We start from the raw sequence: 18,877 nt of genomic DNA on the forward strand, positions 1-18,877 counted from the left end.
CGTTTGCCCGCTGTCCGGCAGTTGTCTTGAAGGACCCCGATGCCGCCATTCCGCCCCGACCCGTTGCCCACCGTGCCCGGCTTCGAGCCCGCGCCCGTGTGGCGCGAGCGCCTGCGGCGCATCGCACTGTGGTCGGGGCTCGCTGCCGCGGTGCTGGCCGTGGCGCTCGGCATCTACATCGTGGTGCTGCTGCGCATCACGCCCAGCATCGACGACCTGAAGCAGGTGCAGGCACAGCAGCCCAGCGTGCTGCTGTCGGCCGACGGCCAGCAGATCGCGAGCTTCCGGCGCGCCCAGCAGGAGCGGCTGACGCTCGACAAGATCTCGCCCTTCGTCGTGAAGGCGCTGGTCGCCACCGAGGACCGCCGCTTCTACGATCACCACGGCATCGACTTCATCCGCTCGTTCGGCGCGGTGCTGCACAGCGCCACCGGCGACATGCAGGGTGGCTCCACGATCACTCAGCAGCTGGCGCGCAACCTGTTTCGCGACGAGGTCGGGCGCGCCCGCACCCTGCACCGCAAGGGCAAGGAATGGGTCACCGCGATGCGCATCGAGCGCGTCTACGACAAGACCCAGATCCTCGAGGCCTACCTGAACACCGTGCCGTTCCTGTACAACGCGGTCGGCATCGAGATGGCGGCGCGCACCTACTTCGACACCTCGGCGGCCGAGCTCGACGTGCTGCAGAGCGCCACGCTGGTCGGCATGCTGAAGGGCACCCAGTACTACAACCCGGTGCAGCACCCCGAGCGGGCGCTCGCGCGGCGCAACGTGGTGCTGTCGCAGATGGCGAAGGCGCAGGCGATCACCGACGAGCAGCTGCGCACGCTGAGCGCGCAGCCGCTGCAGCTGCACTGGAGCCGGCAACCCGATTTCCCGGCCACCGCGCCGCACTTCGCGGCCTATGCGCGCAAGTGGCTGCTCGACTGGGCCGATGAGCATGATCAAGACCTGTATGCCGACGGCCTGGTGATCGAGACCACGCTCGACAGCCGGCTGCAGGATGAAGCGATGCGGGCAGTGCAGGCGCAGGCCGATGCGCTGCAGCAGGTGGCCGACGCCGAATGGAGCCGCCCCGCACTGCCGCCGGTGTCGAACGCGCCCGAGGCCTACGCGAAGCTGCTGGGCAAGGCCGAGCCGTTCGGCTTCTTGTGGACCGGGCGGCGCGACCTCGTCACCGCGTTCCTGCGCGAGACGCCGGAGTTCAAGCAGGCGGTCGAAGGCGGCGCGGGCCCGGGCGAAGCGCTCGAGAAGCTGCGCGCCGATGCGCCGTTCATCGCGAAGCTGAAGGCGCAGAAGACGCGGCTGGAGGCCGGCTTCGTCGCAATGGACCCGCGCAACGGCGAGATCCGCGCCTGGGTCGGCAGCCGCGATTTCGCGCAGGAGCAGTACGACCACGTCGCGCAGGCCGAGCGCCAGCCCGGCTCGACCTTCAAGCCCTTCGTCTACGGCGCGGCGCTGGAGGCCGGGCTCACACCCGACCGCACCTTCGTCGACGGGCCGGTCGAGGTCACGATGGGCGGCACCGTCTGGCGCCCGACCGACATGTCGGGCTCGACCGGGCAGCCGATGACGATCCGCGACGGCCTCGCGCTGTCGAAGAACACCATCACCGCGCAGGTCATGCAGGAGGTGGGCATCCCGCGCGTGGTGGCGCTCGCGAAGTCGCTCGGCGTCGACCAGAGCCCGCTCGAGCCGGTGCCGTCGCTCGCGCTCGGCACCAGCCCGGTCACGCTGCTGGAGATGGTGAACGCCTATGCGTCGATCGCGCAGGTGGGCAGCGTGCACAAGCCGCTGTTCGTCAAGCGCATCAAGGACCGCAGTGGCCGGGTGATCGCCGAGTTCGGCGAATCGCCGCGTCGCGGCATGTCGCCCGAGGCCGCCACCGACCTGATCGACATGATGCGCGGCGTGATCGCACGCGGCACCGGCACGCAGGTGCGCACGCGCTTCGGCGTGACCGGCGACTTGGCCGGCAAGACCGGCACCACGCAGAAGAACACCGACGGCTGGTTCATCCTGATGCACCCGGAGCTGGTGGCCGGCGCGTGGGTCGGCTTCAACGATGCGCGGGTCACGCTGCGCAGCAGCTGGTGGGGCCAGGGCGGGCACAACGCGGTGCGGCTGGTCGGCGATTTCTTCCGCGATGCGCAGAAGAAGGGGCTGGTCGACCCGAAGGCGAGCTTCCCGCCGCCGCGCGTGCCGGTGCCGGCGGTCGAGCCGGCGGCATCGGCGCCCGAGGGCGCGAACGAGGGCGAGGGTGGCAGCCTCGATCCGGCGAACGGCGACGACCAGCCGCCCAAGACCTCGGAGGAGCTCGGGCAGGTGCTCAGCGGCATGGGCCTGGACCCGAAGACCGGCGTGCCGAAGTCGCCGGGCGATCGGCCTGCGCCGCGGCCGCAACCGAGCCCTCCGAGCCCTCAACCGATGGTTCCATTCCATGAAGAGCCGGCACCGCCACCCGCGGCACCGGCGGCTTCCGACTCCAGCCCATGAGGCTTTCGACGACCTGACCCGGGAGAAGACCCAGATGAGCTTTCCGATGACCTGGCTGCGTGCCGCGCAGCCTGCCCTGCTTGCCCTGCTGATCGCAGCGACGGGCACGCTCCACGCGCAACCGGCCGCCGCGCCCGAGGGAGCGGCCTCCGCGCCGCAGTCGGCCGAGGCCGTGGCCTTGCGCCGCCTGCTCGATACCGACCTCGCCGAGAACTTCCGTCGCGAGCCCTTGTGGGCCACGGTGCTCGGTATTCCCGGCTACAACGCGGCGCTGCCCGACCTGTCGGACGCCGAACAGCAGCGCGTGCAGGCCTACGACCGCGACATGCTCGCGCGCGTGCAGGCGATCAGCCCGGCCGGCCTGCGCGGCCAGGACCTGGTCTCGCGCCAGCTGCTGCTGGACAAGATGCGCATCGCCGTCGAATCGCAGCAGTTCGTGCATTCGGAAGAACTGGTGCTGACCACGCTGTGGGGCATCCAGTCGATGATGCCGCTGGCCGCGCAGATGACGCCGATGCGCAGCGCGGACGACTACCGCGATTACACCGCCCGCGTGAAGGGCGTGCCCCGCATGGCGGAGCAGACGCAGCAGCTTCTCGTGCGCGGCCTGCAGTCGGGCTGGGTGCAGCCACGCGGCGTGGTCGATCGGGTGATCGCCGGCATCGACGCGCACCTGGTGGCCGATGCGGACGACAGCGTGCTGCTGAAGCCGTTCAAGGCCTTCGTGCCCGCGGTGGCGCAGGACCAGCGCGACGCGCTGCTGCAGGCCGCGCGCGCCGCGGTGCGCGACGACTACCAGCCGGCGCTGCGCCGGCTGCGCGAATTCCTCGCGACGACCTACCGGCCGAAGGCGCCGGTCGACGTCGGCCTGGCGGCGCTGCCGGGCGGCGCGGCGTACTACGACTTCCTGATCCGCACCGGCATCGTGCCGGACCAGGACGCCGGCAAGATCCACGCACTCGGTTTGCGCGAGGTGGCACGGCTGCGGCGTGAGATCGCGCAGGTGGCGCGGCAGACCGGCTTCAAGGGCAGCACGCAGGCGTTCATGCACTACGTGAGCCACGACAAGCGCTTCTTCTTCACGTCCGAAGAGGCGGTGCTGGCCGCCTTCCGTGCGATGTCGGCGCGCATCGATCCGCAGTTGCCGACGCTGTTCCACAGCGTGCCGCGCATGGCGTACGAGGTGCGCGGCATGACGGCGTCGGAGTCGGCCAGCAGCACAGCGGCCAACTACACGCCGGGCTCACTGGAGCTCGGAACGCCCGGCTATTTCACGGTGAACGCGCGCGGCTTCGCTGCAGAGCCGACCTGGGAGGTGGAGACGCTGTTCCTGCACGAGACGGTGCCGGGGCACCACCTGCAGGGCGCCCGCTCGGCCGAGATCGAGGGCCTGCACGACTGGCGCCGTCGCGGCAGCTGGAACGTGGCCTATGGCGAAGGCTGGGCGCTGTACGCCGAATCGCTGGGCTTCCAGCTCGGCATGTACCGCGACCCGTACCAGCACTACGGCCACCTGCAGGCGCAGCTGTTCCGTGCGGCGCGGCTGGTGGTCGATACCGGCATCCACGCCTATCGGTGGCCGCGAGCGAAGGCGGTCGACTACATGATCCGGCAGGCTGGGCTCGAGCCGGCGAACGCCGCCAGCGAGGTCGACCGCTACTTCTCGAACCCGAGCCAGGCGCTCGGCTACCTGCTGGGCAAGCGCAAGCTGCTGGAGCTGCGCGAACGGGCGCAGAAGGCGCTGGGCACCCGCTTCGACCTGCGCGACTTCCACGCGGTGGTGATCGACAGCGGCGCGATGCCGTTGTCGGTGCTGGAACAGCGGGTGGACGCCTGGATCGCGCGCGGTGGCGGGCGGCCGGACGCGGAGGGCTGACCGAATCGATCGACAAAGGACGCGCGCAGGTTCTAGACTAGACTTGGTCAACCTCGAAGGCGCTCGCATGAACCCCGTCAACATCTACGAAGCAAAGACAAGACTGTCCCAACTGGTCGATCAAGCTGCCGCGGGTGAAGACGTGGTGGTCAGCCGCAACGGCAAGCCGCTGGTGCGAATCACCCGTCTCGCAGCGCCGGAACGCAAGATCCGGTTCGGGGTCCTCAAGGGCAAGGTCAAGATCGCTGCGGATTTCGACGCGCCACTGCCGGACGACGTGATTGCAGGCTTCGAGGGGCGTTGATGCGCTTGTTGCTGGACACGCACGTTTTCCTGTGGGCCGTCGCGGGGTCATCGAAATTGAAGGCAAGTTCCCGTCGCTTGATCGAGTCGGCCGATGAGGTTCATGTGTCGGCGGCTTCGATCTGGGAAATCGCCATCAAGTCTCGCCTCGGAAAGATCGACGCCGATGCCGACGAACTCGTGGCTGCCATAGCGGCGAGCGGCTTCATCGAACTGCCGGTACGCTCGGTGCATGCCGCCGCGACGCATCGATTGCCGTTGCATCACAACGATCCTTTCGACCGCTTGCTCGTGGCGCAGGCATTGACCGAACCGCTGCGGCTGCTCAGTGCGGACGCCATCCTCGCCCAATACACAGACCTCGTGATTCCGATCTGATACCCATTCCATTTGCCGCCATGTCGACCTCTGAAGCACCGCTGATCCAGATCGCCCGCCGCTACTCGCACATCGGCATGCAGGTGGCGAAGGCCTACCACCAGCGGCAGGTCGAGCTGCAACTCGACAAGGTGCTGATGCCCGACCGCCTGTCGACGCCCGCTGGCACCCAGGCCTCGATCGCGACGCTCGGCGAGCTGCGCGAGCTGACCGCGACGCACCGGCAGGCGTACCAGAAGCTGATGGTGGGATTCGCCGGCGAGATGGCCAAGGCTTTGGAGGATTTGCCCGAGGCGGTGCGCGATGCCGAACGGGATCGCATCGTGCCGATGCTCGAATGGCAGTTCAACGCGCAGCGCGAGTTCTACGAGAACCGCGACCGCTGGATCGCTGCGGCCGAACAGGTTTGCGAGCTGATCGAAGAACGCCGCGCGAAGCTGACCTTCACCGACGACGGCGTGCTGTTCGAGGCCGACGAAGACCTCGACCGCTTCCAGGCGCTGATGAGTTCTCTCGACGAGATGCAGCAGCGCGAGACCGAGCAACTGGCGCAGCGCATCGAGCGGATGAAGCGCTCGGCCGCGGCGCTCGGGATGAGCTTCGGCGACGAGGCGCCGCTCGCCTAGCAAGGCCATTGCGTCCCGAGGGACGCATGGCGGCTACGATGGGCCTCAACTTGTCGAGACCCTCATGAACCAACTCCTGCTGCAACCCGCCGCCACGATCACGGCCGCACTGATCACCAACCCGGCACCGGGGGTGACACGCACGAAGATCGAGGACGTGGGCGCGCTGTTCACCATGGTCTACAACGAACTGGCCAAGGCGGCTGCCGCCGACACCGAAAAGGCGAAGACGACGGCCTCCTGAGGCCGGGCAGAACCTCAGCGGTTCTGCTGCGGCGGACGCCCGAGGTGGCGGAACGTGATCCGCCCCTTGCTCAGGTCGTACGGCGACATTTCCAGCGACACGTTGTCGCCCGCCAGGATGCGGATGTGGTGCTTGCGCATGCGTCCCGACGTGTAGGCCACCAGCTTGTGGCCGTTTTCCAGCGTCACGCGGAAACGCGAGTCCGGCAGGATTTCGTTGACGACGCCGCTCATTTCGATCAGTTCTTCCTTGGCCATGAGGACACTCCTTAGGGGTTGGACGGGGATGGCACGGCCGCGCTGCGGCCCGCGACCCAGGCGAGGCCCTGGTCGGTGGCGTAGCGCAATGCGGCGCGTGCGGTCTGGAAGAGCGGCGAGAAGCGCATCACCCGGTCGTGGGTGGCGCTGCCGCGGCCGCTGCGGATGGAGACGGCGGCCTCATGGCGGCCGTCGCTGCGGGAATGGCTGAGTGGCGAGACGAGGTATCTGCCGATTTCGATCGAGGTCTTGATGCAGTTCTTTCAAGGGCGCGACCGGCTTGCGAGTGCCATCGGAAACGGCTGCTGCAGCGTCGGTCGGGAGTAGGGGCGTCGATGCCGTCAGAGGATGCAGCCCGCGGGACAGGCCGCCCGACACGCGCCAGGAGGAAGCACGGAGTCTACCACTGCGGGCTTTTTCAGGCCACGCCTGCACGGCGGTATCCCCGTGAACGACTGGGCGTTCGAGGCGGGCAGCGTGTCATGCCGATGACACGTCGGGCCGGAACACTGCGCGGTCGCCCATTTCACGAGCAGTCAGATGACCGTCACGATCCGCGCCCTGGCGCCTTGTTCTCGTCACGGAACGCATTTTGAGGAGTAGCCTTCCATGCCCAAGACCGAGTCGAAGAAACCCGTCCGAACGAAGGCGACGCCGTACGACGTGGCAGGGCATCTGCGAACGCCGGAAGCAATGGCGGCCTACCTGGATGCCTGGCTGGAAGAAGCGCCGGATGACGCCGCGGGTATCGCACGGGCATTGGGCGACATTGCGCGGGCCAAGGGCATGAGCCAAGTGGCCAAGGCGCTGGGCTTCAGGCTGCACGCCTCGGCCCTCTGAACTCAGCCCTTCTTCGGCCTCTCCAGCGAATCCCGCAGGATCAGCTCCGGGCTGAACTCGCGCGACACCGGGAGTGCGGTGCCGAAGCACAGGTTCGACAGCAGCCGGCAGGCGTTCAGGCCCATGTCGCCGACGACGATGCGGATCGTCGTCAGGCGCGGCGACAGCCACGCGGCGATGTCGGTGTCGTCGTAGCCCATCACCGAGACGTCGCCCGGCACCGTGAGGCCGGCGGCTTGCAGACGCGACATCGCGCCCATCGCCATCTGGTCGTTGCAGCAGAACATCGCGGTGAAGCGCGCCTTGTCGGCCAGCAGCTGTTCGGTGCCGGCCCAGCCGCTCTCGGCCGCGAAGTCACCGGTCATCGTCGGCACCGATTCGCGCGCGATGCCGGCCGCGGCCAGCGTGTCGAAGAAGCCCTGCAGCCGCAGCCGGTTGTCCGGTGCGCCCGACGGCCCCGCGATCACCGCGATGCGGCGGTGCCCGTGCTCCAGCAGCGTGCGCGCCGCAAGCGCCCCGCCGGCCTTGTGGTCGACCGTGAAGCAATGGCTGCGCATGCCCTTCACGTCACGGTTGACCACCGCCAGGTTCGGGAAGCGCCGCTTCAGCGCCAGGATGTCGGCATCGCGCAGCGCATAGGTCGTCAGCAGCATGCCCTCGCACTGCCGGTCCATCAGGAACTCGATGCCGTTCAGCGCCTGCTCGCGCACGTCTTCGCCACCGTGGCCGTTGGCGATCACCATGTGGCGGTCCAGCGCGCGCAGCTCCATGTCGATCGCATGCAGCATCGGGCCGTAGAACGGCCCCTTGAAATCGGGCACGTAGACGCCGATCGCGTTGGTGCTCTTCATCGACAGCGCGCGCGCGATCCGCGAGGGCCGGAAATCCAGCTGCTCGATGGCCGCCTGCACGCGCGAAGCCGAGTCGGCCGAGAACGGCCCCTTGCCCGAAATCACGCGTGATGCCGTGGCGACGCCGACACCTGCCAGTCGCGCCACATCCTTGATCGTGCCCACTGATTGCACCTGCCCCAGACTACCGAATTGGCTCGGATCATAGTCTGGAGCTTGTGCAGGGCCGATTCGAGGTGGTCGCAGACTGTGTCCGGCACCGCCCGGTTCCGGGGGTCAGTAGTCGTCGCGGCCGTGGGTGGCGGTCGTGAAGCCGAGGAACTGCATCGAGCTGCCGTCCGGGCGTCGCGCCTTCGCGAGCGCCTGGAAATTCGGGATCGCGACGCCACGGTTCATGTAGCCGTTGACCGCGATGTCCATGTAGCCGGCCTCCAGGTGCTGGCCCTTGCAGTTGCGCACGCCGGTGCCGCTCTGCAGCGACTTCGCCATGTACTCCAGCCCCTTGGCCAGCCGCGGCGTGGTCTCGCCCGAGGCCTTCCACAGCCACACCGAGGTGTCGCCGGCCTGGATCACCGCGATCTCGGCCGCCTGCGCCAGGCCTTCGAGGTTGTACTGCGGGTGGGTGCAGTCGCGGTCCTTCAGCTCGTTGACCTCGCCGCTCGAGAAGACCGACAGCGGGATCATCTCGGTGACGCGTTGCAGGCCCGCCGCGTAGCGCGTCGGATTGTCCTGGTAGGCGCCGGCCGCCATCATCGCCAGGCCAGCCGACACCGCCCAGTTGTTCACCCGCGTGCGCGCCTTCGCGGCCTCGGTGTACTGGCGGTCGACGAAGCCGCTGAAGGTGGTGATGTCGGCCTGGGCCCAGCCGGCCTCGCCGTTGTTGTGGTGGCGGATGATCTCGGCCGCGCTGACCCACACCGGCAGCATCCACGCCGCCTCGAGCTGCACCTGGGCCGCGTTGGTGCCCGAGGCCACCGAGAAGGTGCGGAAGGTCTTGCCCCAGTCGTTCAGGATCGCGACCGCCTTGTCGCGGTGCCGCACGTCGCCGGTCTTCACCCAGCGCAGCGCGTTCAGGTAGGCCGCCTGCGCGTCGTTCTTGAAGCGCGCCTCCTGGTCGCCGATCGCGCTGCCCACCACCTGCACGTTGGACAAGGCCTTGTGCGAGTAGGTGTAGGCGCTGCGCGAGTCGTTCATCACGACCTGGTAGCCGGTCTTCAGCACGCTCGGGTTGGCCGAGTTCTGCGCGGCCTTGAAGCTGTCGAGCCGCGCCTGCGTCAGGAAGATGCCGGGGTGGCGGAAGGTGGTCGGCGTGATGGCCTTCGCACCTTCGCGGGCCACCGACGCGTCGTCGGTCGGCGCGTCGGCCACCTGGGCGCTGTCGTCGGAGGCCGACGCTTGCGCCGCGTCTTCTTCGCCGGTGTTGCCACCGCCGCACGCCGCCAGCAGGGCCAGCGTGAGCGGGGCGAGGGCCCCCCTTAGGCGCCGGGTCATGGTTTGGTTGCTTTTCATGCGGATCTCCTCGCTCACTTGATGCTGTAGCTGTCGCCGTAGACCTTCCAGTTCAGCGGCGTGTTGAGGTCGAAGTTGCCGGCCTTCAGCCACACGCGCTGCGCGGTGTCGACGCGCGTCGTGTCGCTGTGGGCCTCTTCCTTGTTCATCTCGACCACGCGGGCATCCATGAAGGCGTTCAGGTAGGTCGCCTCGTCGCCGCCCTGGGCGGGGGTCTTGGCCTTGGCCATCGCCGCCTTGCGGACGCTCATCGCGCCTTCATAGCCGTGCATCACGGCCGCGTCGTAGTAGGCGAATTGGCCGAGTGCGCGCAGGCCGTCACTCTTGGCCCGGCTGACCGAGGGGTTGAAGTAGACGTTGTCGCGTTCGTAGTCCTGCGACTGCTGGAACACCACGTCGGCGGCGGCGGTCTTCCAGTCGCCGGTGTAGTTCGGATCGAGCCCGGCGTGCGACTCGGTGTTGTTCACCTTCTTCAGCGCCGGCAGGTACTTCGACAGCACATTGCCCGGCTTGCGGTTGGTGTACTCCTGCACCACCTCCAGCATGTCGCCGGTGCCCGAGCAGAAACCGATGATGCCGGCGGTGTAGCCGCGGCCGTCATGGATGTCCTGGATGTAGGCGTACTGCGCCTTCCAGTTCAGCGACGAGTTCTCGGCGCTGGAGACGATCTGCATCGCGATGTCCTTCTTGCGGGCATCGCTCAGGTCGGCCGACGACGGAGCCGGGGCGGGTGCGGGCGCCGGGGCGGGTGCCGGAGCGGGCGCAGGGGCCGGTGCAGGCGCGGGAGCCGGGGCCGGCGAAGGAGCCGGCGCGGGTGCGGGGGCAGGCGCCGGAGCGGGTGCCGGTGCGGGCGCCGGAGCCGGTGCAGGCGCGCCGACCGCGGTCAGCTTCCATTGCTGGTTCGCGCCGGTGCCGCAGTCCCATTGCTGGATGCCGCCGCCGGCCACCATGCTGTGGTCCTTCACGTCGACGCACTTGCCGCTGTTGCGGGCCTTGATCGAGTAGCCCGCGCCCGACACGGCGATCGCGAAGCGCTGGTTGTCGCCGCCGCCCGTGGTCCATTGCTGGATCAGCGCGCCGTTGGCGGTCGACACGTCGGTCACGTCGAGCGACTTGCCGCTGCCGCTGTTGACCAGGCGGAAGCTGCCGCCGGTCTCGGCGCGCAGCTCGAAGCGTTGTGAGCCGACATCGGCGCAGGCGCTCTGCTGGGCCTTGGCACCGTTCGCGGTGCTGGCGCCGGCGATGTCCAGGCACAGGCCCGACTCCACCGACTTGACCTCGTAGATGCCGACCGCGACCGCGGCGGTGACGTTGCCGGCGCGCGGCAGGAAGCGGAACGCCTGGCCGCCGCTCGTGCTGCACGACAGCTGCTGCAGCACCGCGCCGTCGGCCGTCGAGGCGCCGGTCACGTCGACGCACTTGCCGCTGCCGGCATTCACCAGCCGGAAGCGGTCGCCGCCCAGGTGCTCGATGCGGAAGCGCTGCGCACTGGTGCCGTTGTCGACCCACTGCTGCAGCGCCGCGCCGTCGGAGGTGGACGCCGACGCGACGTCCATCGCCTTGCCGCTGCCGCCGTTGACCAGCTTGTAGACACCGTCGCCGGCATCGCTGAGTTCGAACGACTGGGCTGCGTTCTTGTTGCAGTTGGCCTGCTGCAGCCGGCCGCCGTCGGCGGTGCTGGCACCGGCCACGTCGACGCACTTGCCGCTCTGGGCATTGACGATCGTGTAGATGCCGCTGGCCAGCGTGATGGTGCCGGCCGTGCTGGCCCGGGCGGCCTGCGCGGATTCGTGGCCTTCAGCCGCCGCGGCGTCGGGGGCACTGCTGCCATCGCTGCCGCCGCAGGCGGCGAGGAAGGCGCTGCTCATCGCGACGGCGAGCGGCAGGCGGGCGAGGTGGTAGCGCTTCGAAAGCTTGGATTGCCTGGTGTTCATGGTGTGCTCCTGGATGGGTTGGAGGATTTACTTCCAGTCGGAGGTCTGCAGGAGCGGATCGATCGTCAGCCCGAAGGTGGCGCCCACCTTCTGCCCGACCGTTCCCGGCGTGGCCAGCTGTGCGCTGCCGCACGAACCGCCGCCCGTCTTGATGATGGCCCACAGCATTGCGCCGTCACGTGCATTGCGGTTGGCCGCCGTACCGTTCGCGACCGCATTGGTGTAGCGCTGCACCGAGTACGGCTGGTTCAGGTTGACGCCGTACTGGTCCTGCAGGTTGCGCGAGCCGGTGCACTGCGCGTCGGCATCGTTCACCACCAGCATGCCGCCGGCCCAGCCTTCGGGCGACGGTTCCAGGCCGATCGACACGATGGTCTTGGACGGGAACAGCGAGCGGTACTGGTTGTACGCGACGATGCCGTCGAAGTGCTCGTAGCGGGCGTCGTAGCTCATCACGTTGACCAGGTCGAGCATTGCTGCCGTCGCCGGGTACTTCAGCACCACGCCGCGCTCGCGCCCGGCGTTGCCGCCCCAGTACGACATCTTGCCGGCGCAGGCCGGGTCGGCCGTCGTGCCCGAGGTGCAGTCCGCACCGCTCGACCAGCCGGCCAGCGTCAGCACGCGCCCGCCACCGGCCAGGTCGACCGCCTTGCGCAGCGCCTTGATCGAGTTGGCGTAGCGGTCGACGTCGCCGTCGGCCTCGTAGTCGACGTCGAGGCCATCGAAGCCCATCTCGGTCTGGATCTTCGCGAGGGCATTGATGATCGAGCCGCTGCCGGCTGCGCCCTGTGCCGCGAGCGGGCCCCAGTTGTTGTAGGTGGCGCCGCCGACGGCGAGGATCACCTTCTGGTTGCGCTGGTGCAGCACGTCGATCGCGGCCTTGATGTCCTTCGGCGAGGCGCTGAAGGTGATGCCGGTGCCCGAGAAGCTGTTCGTGTTGATGCCGGCCCACGAGAAGTTCGGGTCGGCGAACGACACCATCACGTGCGTGTAGGTGGCGGGCACCTTCGCGAACTTGCTGGCCTTGTAGACGTCGTTGGCGGTCTTGCCGGTGGCGTCGAACCAGTTGTCGCTCCAGGTCGGGTAATAGCCGACGTAGACGCGCTTGGTCTGCACGGCCTTCAGCGCTTCAGGCAGCGTCAGCGTGCCGTTCGGTGCGGGGGCCGGAGCCGGTGCCGGGGCAGGCGACGGTGCGGGGGCGGGCGCCGGCGAAGGTGCCGGAGCCGGTGCGGGCGACGGGGCGGGTGCCGGAGCCGGCGACGGGCCGCACGACGAGCTCGTCGGCGTCCACAGCGTCGGCGTCGCGGCCGGGTTCCAGTTGGCGCCGGCGAACGCGGTGTGCGTCACCAGGGCCTTGTACTGCTTGCCCTGGTAGCTGACGACCTGGCCGACGTTGTAGGTGATGCCTTCGGTCCAGGCCGCGCAGCTCGTCGGGGCCGGGGCGGGTGCAGGTGCCGGGGCAGGCGTCGGTGCGGGGGCCGGCGCAGGCGTGGGAGCCGGAGCCGGTGCGGGGGCCGGCGTCGGCGCGGGAGCCGGAGCGGGCGCAGTCGTCGGCCCATTCGTCACCGGGATCAGCGCCCACTTCTGGTTCGCGTTGACGCTGCAATCCCATTGCTGGATGCCGGCGCCGGGTGCGCTGTTCCAGTCCTTCACGTCGATGCACTTGCCGCTGTTCACGGCCTGCAGGCGCACCGTGCCGGTGGAGGCATCGGCGAGCTGCGCGAAGCGCTGGTTCGAGCCGCCGCCGTTGGCCCATTGCTGGATCAGCGCGCCGTTGGCGGTCGACACATCGGTCACGTCGAGCGAGCGGCCGCTGTTCAGGTTGACGATGCGGTAGGTGCCGCTGGTGTCGGGCACGAACGAGAACACCTGCGAGGCGACGCCGGTGCAGTTCTGCTGCACGACCTTCGCGCCGTCGGCGGTGCTGCCACCAGCGATGTCCAGGCACAGGTTCGAGAACGACGACTTGACGGTGTACTGCTTGGCGGTCGGTGCCGGTGCGGGCGCGGGTGCCGGCGAGGGGGCCGGTGCCGGTGCCGGCGGGTTCGAACCCTTGGCCGCGGCGAAGGCCTGCCAGTACTCGTAGTCGCGGGTGTTCGTGCGGCTGAAGTCGTCCTTGCTGCCCGAGCCCACGCGGTCGCGCTGCGCAGCCCAGTACGACAGCAGGCCGATGCCCTTCTGCTTCGCGAAGTTGGCGACGACCACCGCGTCGGCCGGCGTGAAGATCTCGGACGGCTCGTCGTTCTGGCCGATCATCGGCGTGATGCCGATCATCCCCCACAGCTGCGCGTCGGTCTTCGACGGGTAGATGGCCTTCAGCTGGTTGAAGGTCGACTGCGCGGCCGAGACGGACAGGTCGCCCATCTTCTTGCCGCCGCTGTAGTAGGTGCCGAAGTCCATTGTCATGATGTTGACCATCGACACCGTGACGCCGGCGCTCACGGCGCCCTTGATCAGCTCCAGCGCCTTCGGCGGCAGGCCGCCCGGCTCGGAGCTGGTGCGGAACGGATCCACCGGCAGCGTGAACGAGGTGTACAGATCGGGGTAGATGCCTTGCAGCTGCTTGATGGCCGCGTTGCGCACGCCGTTCAGGCGCGTGTCGCCGAGCTGGCCGCCTTCGATGTCCCAGTCGATCGAGCGCGTGCCGTGCGTGTCGAACAGCTGGCGGATCAGCGTGACGAGGTTGGCGGTCGAGCAGACCGATTCGAGGTAGGTGCCGCTGGCGCCGCCGAAGGACAGGATCACCCGTCCGCCGCTGTTGATGTAGGCCTTGACGTCGGCCTTCACCGACGCGTTGTTCATCGTGGCATCCATGCCTCCGCTGAGGGCGCAGGCGCCGTTGTTCGAGATCGCGAAGGCGATCGTCATGCCGTCCATGCCGGCGCGCGATTTCGCTTCGGTCAGGTTCTTGAACTTGTAGTCGGTGCTGTTGAAGCCCCAACCGAAAAAGTACGGCGCGACGATCGTGTCGGCGTGCGCCATCGACGTGGCGGCCACACCGGCGGCTAGCGCGAGCGCGCTCAGCTTGAATCTGTTCATGGTTCCCAACCCTCTCGCGGCCTGGGCGCTGCGGCGCCCGGCCCTGCCTTGTTGATTCGATCTCGCGTCGACATACTGCGCGGGCCGCCGCGAGGGCCTTGCTGGGGTTGCGTTCCATCAGAGTGGAAACGCTTCCACAAGACCAATTGAAGCACCCCTGGTCATCAGACAAATCAGGGTAAACCCTTACGCAACACCACGGCAAGGTGTCGAGTTGTGTGCAAAGTTGCAGCTTTCCCTGCACGCATCGGGTGCATCGCGAGGCATCCATTCGCGATCGCGATGGATGAGCCGAACATCTGGTATTAGTTTGGTCTCGTGACGAAACCGAAGGCTGGCGGCCTCGAAACCCGATGGTTTCAGAACACCGTGCCGTCGCTTTCGATCACGAGCGGCGGGCCGCCGTCGCGCAGTTCGCGAGCCATGGCGCGGCCTGCAGCCCAGGTGCCGCCTTCGAGGATGCAGGCGAGCGGCATCTCGGTGACGGTCTTGCCGAGGCGATGGCGCACCAGCGGCGCCAGCTCGTCGATCAGCGCGACGGTGAGCGCGCGCCATTCGACGATGGCTTCATCGCCGGTTGTATGACGACGCTGCGAGAAGCCCGGCTCACGCGGGACGATGACGCCGCTGTCGAGCAGCAGCCCGCCGTTGCGGTATTCGGGCAGCCCGGTCAGGCCGTCGAGCTGGGTAACCGGCACGCCGGCCCAGTCGAAGGGCTCGAGCAGCGAGTAGCAGAGCCACTGGCTGAGCTTGTGGAAAGGCACCCAGCCGGCGCTTCCACCACTGCCACCGGCGAGCGGGTGGCGCCAGCAGTCGCCGAGCGGCACGTCGTCGAGTTCGTTGCCGGCCAGCCAGATGCCGCTCAGCGTGTCGAGCAGGGCCTGCAGCAGCTGCGGCGCCGTGAGCGGCGCCTGGTGCGCCTTCAGCGCGAGCCGGTCGAACAGCGCACCGGGACGGCCTTCGGCACCGAAGCTCGCGTGCTGCACCTGCATTGCTTCGCCCAGCCGGCGCAGCAGCAGCGTGCGGCCGTCGAGGCCGATGAGCGGGTTGTCGTCGCGCACCTGGAACATCGCGGCGAGCGCGCCGGCATCGAGCCGCAGCAGCGCGGCGGCATCCACCCGCAGCGGCTGCGCAGGATCGCTCGAGAACAGCCCCTGCATGAAGCCGCGGAAGCTCGCGACGCCCAGGCCCTCGGAGCGGCTGAAGGTTTGCCCGCTGGCGGCTTCTGCATAGCGCCAGCCGGCACCGGCACCGGCATCGAGCAGCACGCTGACGACGGTCAGGTCGATGCGCGCACGGGCCTGCGCCGCGGCGTCGAGCCCGGCGAGTCGCTCATCGAGCTCGGCCTTGCGGTCGACGCCACCGGCCTCGAAATGGCGCCAGCGGCTGTGGTACGGGATGCGCAGGTCGGGGTAGTTTTGCCGCGTGACCTGCTCGACGCGCTGCGCCGCATCGGCCAGCTTCGCGTGATCGATCGTGAAGTTCGTGGAGCGCCCCTCGCCGACCGCCCGCAGGATGTTGGCGCAGCGCTCGCGGATGGTCGACGCCTGCCGCAGCTCGGCCACGGCAGGGCTAGACAAGGCCACGCCCCTTGGTGGCCGCGAGCTTGATGTCATCGGGCACGCTGCCGTCGGTGAAGTAGCCGGCGGCGATCTTGGCTTCGATCTCGACCTTGGCATCGGCCGGCACCAGCTCGTCGGGGATCTTGACGCGCTCGCCGACGGTGATGCCGCTGCCGGTGATCGCGTCGTACTTGTCGTTGCTCATGCTGACGAGGCGGTGGATCTTCTGCACGCCGAGCCAGTGCAGCACGTCGGGCATCAGCTCCTGGAAGCGCATGTCCTGCACGCCAGCGACGCATTCGGTGCGCAGGAAGTACTTGTCGGCGCTGTCGCCGCCCACTTGGCGCTTGCGCGCGTTGTAGACCAGGAACTTGGTGACCTCGCCGAGCGCGCGGCCCTCCTTGCGGCTGTAGGCGATCAGCCCGACGCCGCCGTGCTGCGCGCCGCGGATGCACTCCTCGATCGCATGCGTCAGGTAGGGCCGGCAGGTGCAGATGTCGGAGCCGAACACGTCGGAGCCGTTGCATTCGTCGTGCACGCGCGCGGTCAGCGTGACGCCGGGGTCGGCGAGGTCGCGCGGGTTGCCGAAGATGTAGAGCGTCTGCCCGCCGATCGGCGGCAGGAAGACCTCGATGTCGCTGCGCGTGACGAGCTCGGGGTACATGCCGCCGGTCTCCTCGAACAGGTGGCGGCGCAGGTCGCCCTCGCTGACGTTGAAGCGCTTCGCGACGCCGGGCAGCCACCACACCGGTTCGATCGCGACCTTGGTGACCACGGCCGAGCTGTCGGCCAGCAGCACCCGGCCGTCGACCTGCAGGCGCTGGAAGGCCAGCGCCTGCCGCACCTCGGGCAGGTGGATGTGGGCCTGGGTGACGGCGATGGTCGGGCGGATGTCGTAGCCCTGCGCGATGGGCTCGGCGAACACGTCGGAGACCGAGGCGCCCCACGGATCGATCGAGACCATCTTCGTCGCATCGCACCACTGCGGGTACGGGCCGATCAGGTCGGTGGGCGAGGTGTTGGTGAGGTCGGCGCGGTGGCCCTTCTTCAGGTTGCCGGCTGCGAGGGCGAGGGCGCGGTACACGCCGTACGAGCCGCTGTGCGTGCCGATCACGTTGCGCTGGCTGCGGTTGGTGGTGGTGCCGACGATCGGGCCGCGCTCGGCCGCGGTGGCGGCGCCCCAGTGGATGGCCGGCGCGCCGGACGGGCCCTGCTGGCCGGGGTGGGAGGTCAGGCGGATGTGCTTGGAGGGCTTCGGCTCGCCGGTGGAATCGGTTCGGGGCTCGAGACTCATCGCAGACGCTCCTGATGAAGACCGGGGGTCGATGGCGTCGAGGATACGACTTCGGTAACGCACATGGGAACCTGTTGGGCCATCGCGTTACTCAGCAGGTCATCCCATCAATCGCTGTACACGATGTTCAAAATCATCACCTCCCCTCGCAAATCCATCACGAGCGCGCTGCTCCAGACGAACGTGGCGCCGAAGCCGTCGAAGGTCGAAGCACTGCGCCGGCTCCCTCTGCCGCTGCAGAAGTTTGATGCGTCCTCCCTGCCACCGGGCTGCGTCAAGAGCTTCCTGCTCGACGGCGACGTGCCGGACAACGCAACGAGCCAGGCCGAAATCGCCCGCTTTTGCCTGAAGAACAAGCAATCTCAGGCCATGGCATGGCTGTTCCTGAGACTCGAGGACGTCGCGCCAGGAAAACAGCAATCGCTGCAGCTGGCCCACACCGATGAAGTGCCCCCCGAACAAAGGTTGACCGGCAAGGATGCGAAGTTTCTGGCCGCGTGGCTCGCCAAATGGATCGGATCGCTCCCGCTGTTGACCTCGGTCGACGTGAACAACAATTTCATCGGCGACGAAGGTGTCGAAGCTTTTGCCAAACTTCTGAAACTGAACCCGCCCCTGCAACACTTGAACATCGGTTCATCCGCAAGCTCGGGTCGAAGCATCAGGAAGGTCACGGAGGCTTTGATTCACAACACCACATTGCTCTCGATTAATTTGTCATTCAATGCTTGTGAGGATGGCGCGGTGTTCGGTCAATTGCTGGAACGCAACACCACGCTGCAGTCACTGGACATCTCCAACGTGCGCCCCCTGAAAGATGTTGCCGATGCCGATTTCGTCAAACCCATCGCTGACGGACTTGCCAAGAACAAAACGCTTCTGCACTTCGGCGGCGCGTACCTGCCGATAGCCGAGCAAATGCTCAACGTCCTTCGGTCCAACACGACACTCACGTCGATCAACCTGAATTCCGCGACGGATACTGGCTTCATCACGCGCCCAGAACTGCTGCAAGCGCTGCTGCGTCACCCATCGTTGAAGCGAATCCAGATCCACCGCTGCATCCTTCAAGAAGCCGGCATCAACGCCCTGCTCGCGTTGATCCGGAAACCAGGCCTCGAAGCGATCGACGTGTCCCATTGCGACCTGACCAAGGACACTGTGAAGAGGATTCTGGCCGAATTGCGCGACAGTCCGTCGATGCAACATGCCGACCTCTCGGGCAACACGCTGACGGGACAAGGGCGACGCATCGCGGAAGTACTCACACGCAACGAGAACCTGAGGTCGTTGCAACTGGCGGACGCGGAACTTTCAACCGAGGACCTGGTGGCCATCCTGCCCGCCGCGATTCGCCACGACAGCCTGTTGGAGCTGGACCTTTCTGACAACAGCGACTTCACGCGGGCGCAGGCCAAGGCGCTGCAGGAGCGTCTTCTGTTGAACAAGTACCCGTCAACCGCGCAAGTGAAAAATGCGACCAACGCTCTCGACTTGCTTTTGAACGAAGAGAACGACTACAAGCTCCCCCCCGACCTCATAGGGCACCTCGTTGAGGTCATTGGAGCGATGGGTGCAACGGGCGTTGACACTCTCGACAGAATCGCTGCGACCCCCGGTCGACACCCGAAGGCCCCTACTTCGGAGTGACGCTCCAACATGCAG

At 67.8% G+C, this 18,877-nt stretch carries 14 protein-coding genes and 1 pseudogene; 8 read left to right on the top strand and 7 right to left on the bottom strand.

What is annotated here, in order from left to right; genetic code table 11:
* Positions 1-39 precede the first annotated feature (39 nt).
* From BUE42_RS02740 to BUE42_RS02765, 6 genes are all read left to right on the top strand, one after another.
* Positions 40-2,499 (top strand): penicillin-binding protein 1A, encoded by a 2,460-nt coding sequence (locus BUE42_RS02740; protein ID WP_073462566.1) that lies wholly within the window; start codon positions 40-42, stop codon positions 2,497-2,499.
* Between the two features lie 34 nt (positions 2,500-2,533).
* Positions 2,534-4,375, top strand: coding sequence for a DUF885 domain-containing protein (locus BUE42_RS02745; protein WP_159445358.1), 1,842 nt, complete (start codon positions 2,534-2,536; stop codon positions 4,373-4,375).
* Between the two features lie 67 nt (positions 4,376-4,442).
* Positions 4,443-4,679, top strand: coding sequence for a type II toxin-antitoxin system Phd/YefM family antitoxin (locus BUE42_RS02750; protein ID WP_073462777.1), 237 nt, complete (start codon positions 4,443-4,445; stop codon positions 4,677-4,679).
* Positions 4,679-5,056 (top strand): type II toxin-antitoxin system VapC family toxin, encoded by a 378-nt coding sequence (locus BUE42_RS02755; RefSeq protein WP_073462567.1) that lies wholly within the window; start codon positions 4,679-4,681, stop codon positions 5,054-5,056. The genes BUE42_RS02750 and BUE42_RS02755 overlap by 1 nt, the downstream gene beginning before the upstream one ends.
* Before the next feature lie 20 nt (positions 5,057-5,076).
* Complete coding sequence (locus BUE42_RS02760) at positions 5,077-5,682, top strand: hypothetical protein (RefSeq protein WP_073462568.1); 606 nt, start codon at positions 5,077-5,079, stop codon at positions 5,680-5,682.
* A gap of 64 nt (positions 5,683-5,746) precedes the next feature.
* Positions 5,747-5,926 (top strand): hypothetical protein, encoded by a 180-nt coding sequence (locus tag BUE42_RS02765; protein ID WP_073462569.1) that lies wholly within the window; start codon positions 5,747-5,749, stop codon positions 5,924-5,926.
* Positions 5,927-5,940: 14 nt separating this feature from the next.
* Here BUE42_RS02765 and infA read toward each other — a convergent pair whose 3' ends face one another.
* Positions 5,941-6,183 carry a translation initiation factor IF-1 gene (gene infA, locus BUE42_RS02770; protein WP_047501667.1) on the bottom strand — a complete coding sequence of 81 codons (243 nt, stop codon included), beginning with the start codon at positions 6,181-6,183 and terminating at the stop codon, positions 5,941-5,943.
* 609 nt (positions 6,184-6,792) lie between these two features.
* On the opposite strand from infA, the pseudogene BUE42_RS02780 reads away from it, so the two are divergent.
* Positions 6,793-6,996 (top strand): annotated as a pseudogene (locus BUE42_RS02780) (DNA-binding protein); the annotation flags it as partial.
* A gap of 29 nt (positions 6,997-7,025) precedes the next feature.
* Here BUE42_RS02780 and BUE42_RS02785 read toward each other — a convergent pair.
* From BUE42_RS02785 to BUE42_RS02815, 6 genes are all read right to left on the bottom strand, one after another.
* Complete coding sequence (locus BUE42_RS02785; RefSeq protein WP_073462572.1) at positions 7,026-8,039, bottom strand: LacI family DNA-binding transcriptional regulator; 1,014 nt, start codon at positions 8,037-8,039, stop codon at positions 7,026-7,028.
* 111 nt (positions 8,040-8,150) lie between these two features.
* Positions 8,151-9,383 (bottom strand): alginate lyase family protein, encoded by a 1,233-nt coding sequence (locus BUE42_RS02790; protein ID WP_073462573.1) that lies wholly within the window; start codon positions 9,381-9,383, stop codon positions 8,151-8,153.
* 14 nt (positions 9,384-9,397) lie between these two features.
* On the bottom strand, positions 9,398-11,317 hold the full coding sequence (locus BUE42_RS34160) for a chitosanase (protein ID WP_083613837.1): 1,920 nt from the start codon (positions 11,315-11,317) through the stop codon (positions 9,398-9,400).
* A gap of 27 nt (positions 11,318-11,344) precedes the next feature.
* On the bottom strand, positions 11,345-14,356 hold the full coding sequence (locus tag BUE42_RS02805) for an RICIN domain-containing protein (protein WP_083613838.1): 3,012 nt from the start codon (positions 14,354-14,356) through the stop codon (positions 11,345-11,347).
* A gap of 359 nt (positions 14,357-14,715) precedes the next feature.
* Positions 14,716-15,972, bottom strand: a complete 1,257-nt coding sequence (locus BUE42_RS02810; protein ID WP_073462575.1) for a URC4/urg3 family protein — start codon at positions 15,970-15,972, stop codon at positions 14,716-14,718.
* Positions 15,929-17,212 (bottom strand): GTP cyclohydrolase II, encoded by a 1,284-nt coding sequence (locus tag BUE42_RS02815; protein ID WP_073462576.1) that lies wholly within the window; start codon positions 17,210-17,212, stop codon positions 15,929-15,931. Before BUE42_RS02815 ends, BUE42_RS02810 begins: the two co-directional genes overlap by 44 nt.
* A 123-nt stretch (positions 17,213-17,335) precedes the next feature.
* On the opposite strand from BUE42_RS02815, the gene BUE42_RS02820 reads away from it, so the two are divergent.
* Positions 17,336-18,862, top strand: a complete 1,527-nt coding sequence (locus BUE42_RS02820) for a leucine-rich repeat domain-containing protein (protein WP_073462577.1) — start codon at positions 17,336-17,338, stop codon at positions 18,860-18,862.
* Positions 18,863-18,877: the final 15 nt, after the last annotated feature.

This window comes from Rhizobacter sp. OV335 (assembly GCF_900142965.1).
Classification (GTDB): domain Bacteria; phylum Pseudomonadota; class Gammaproteobacteria; order Burkholderiales; family Burkholderiaceae_C; genus Rhizobacter.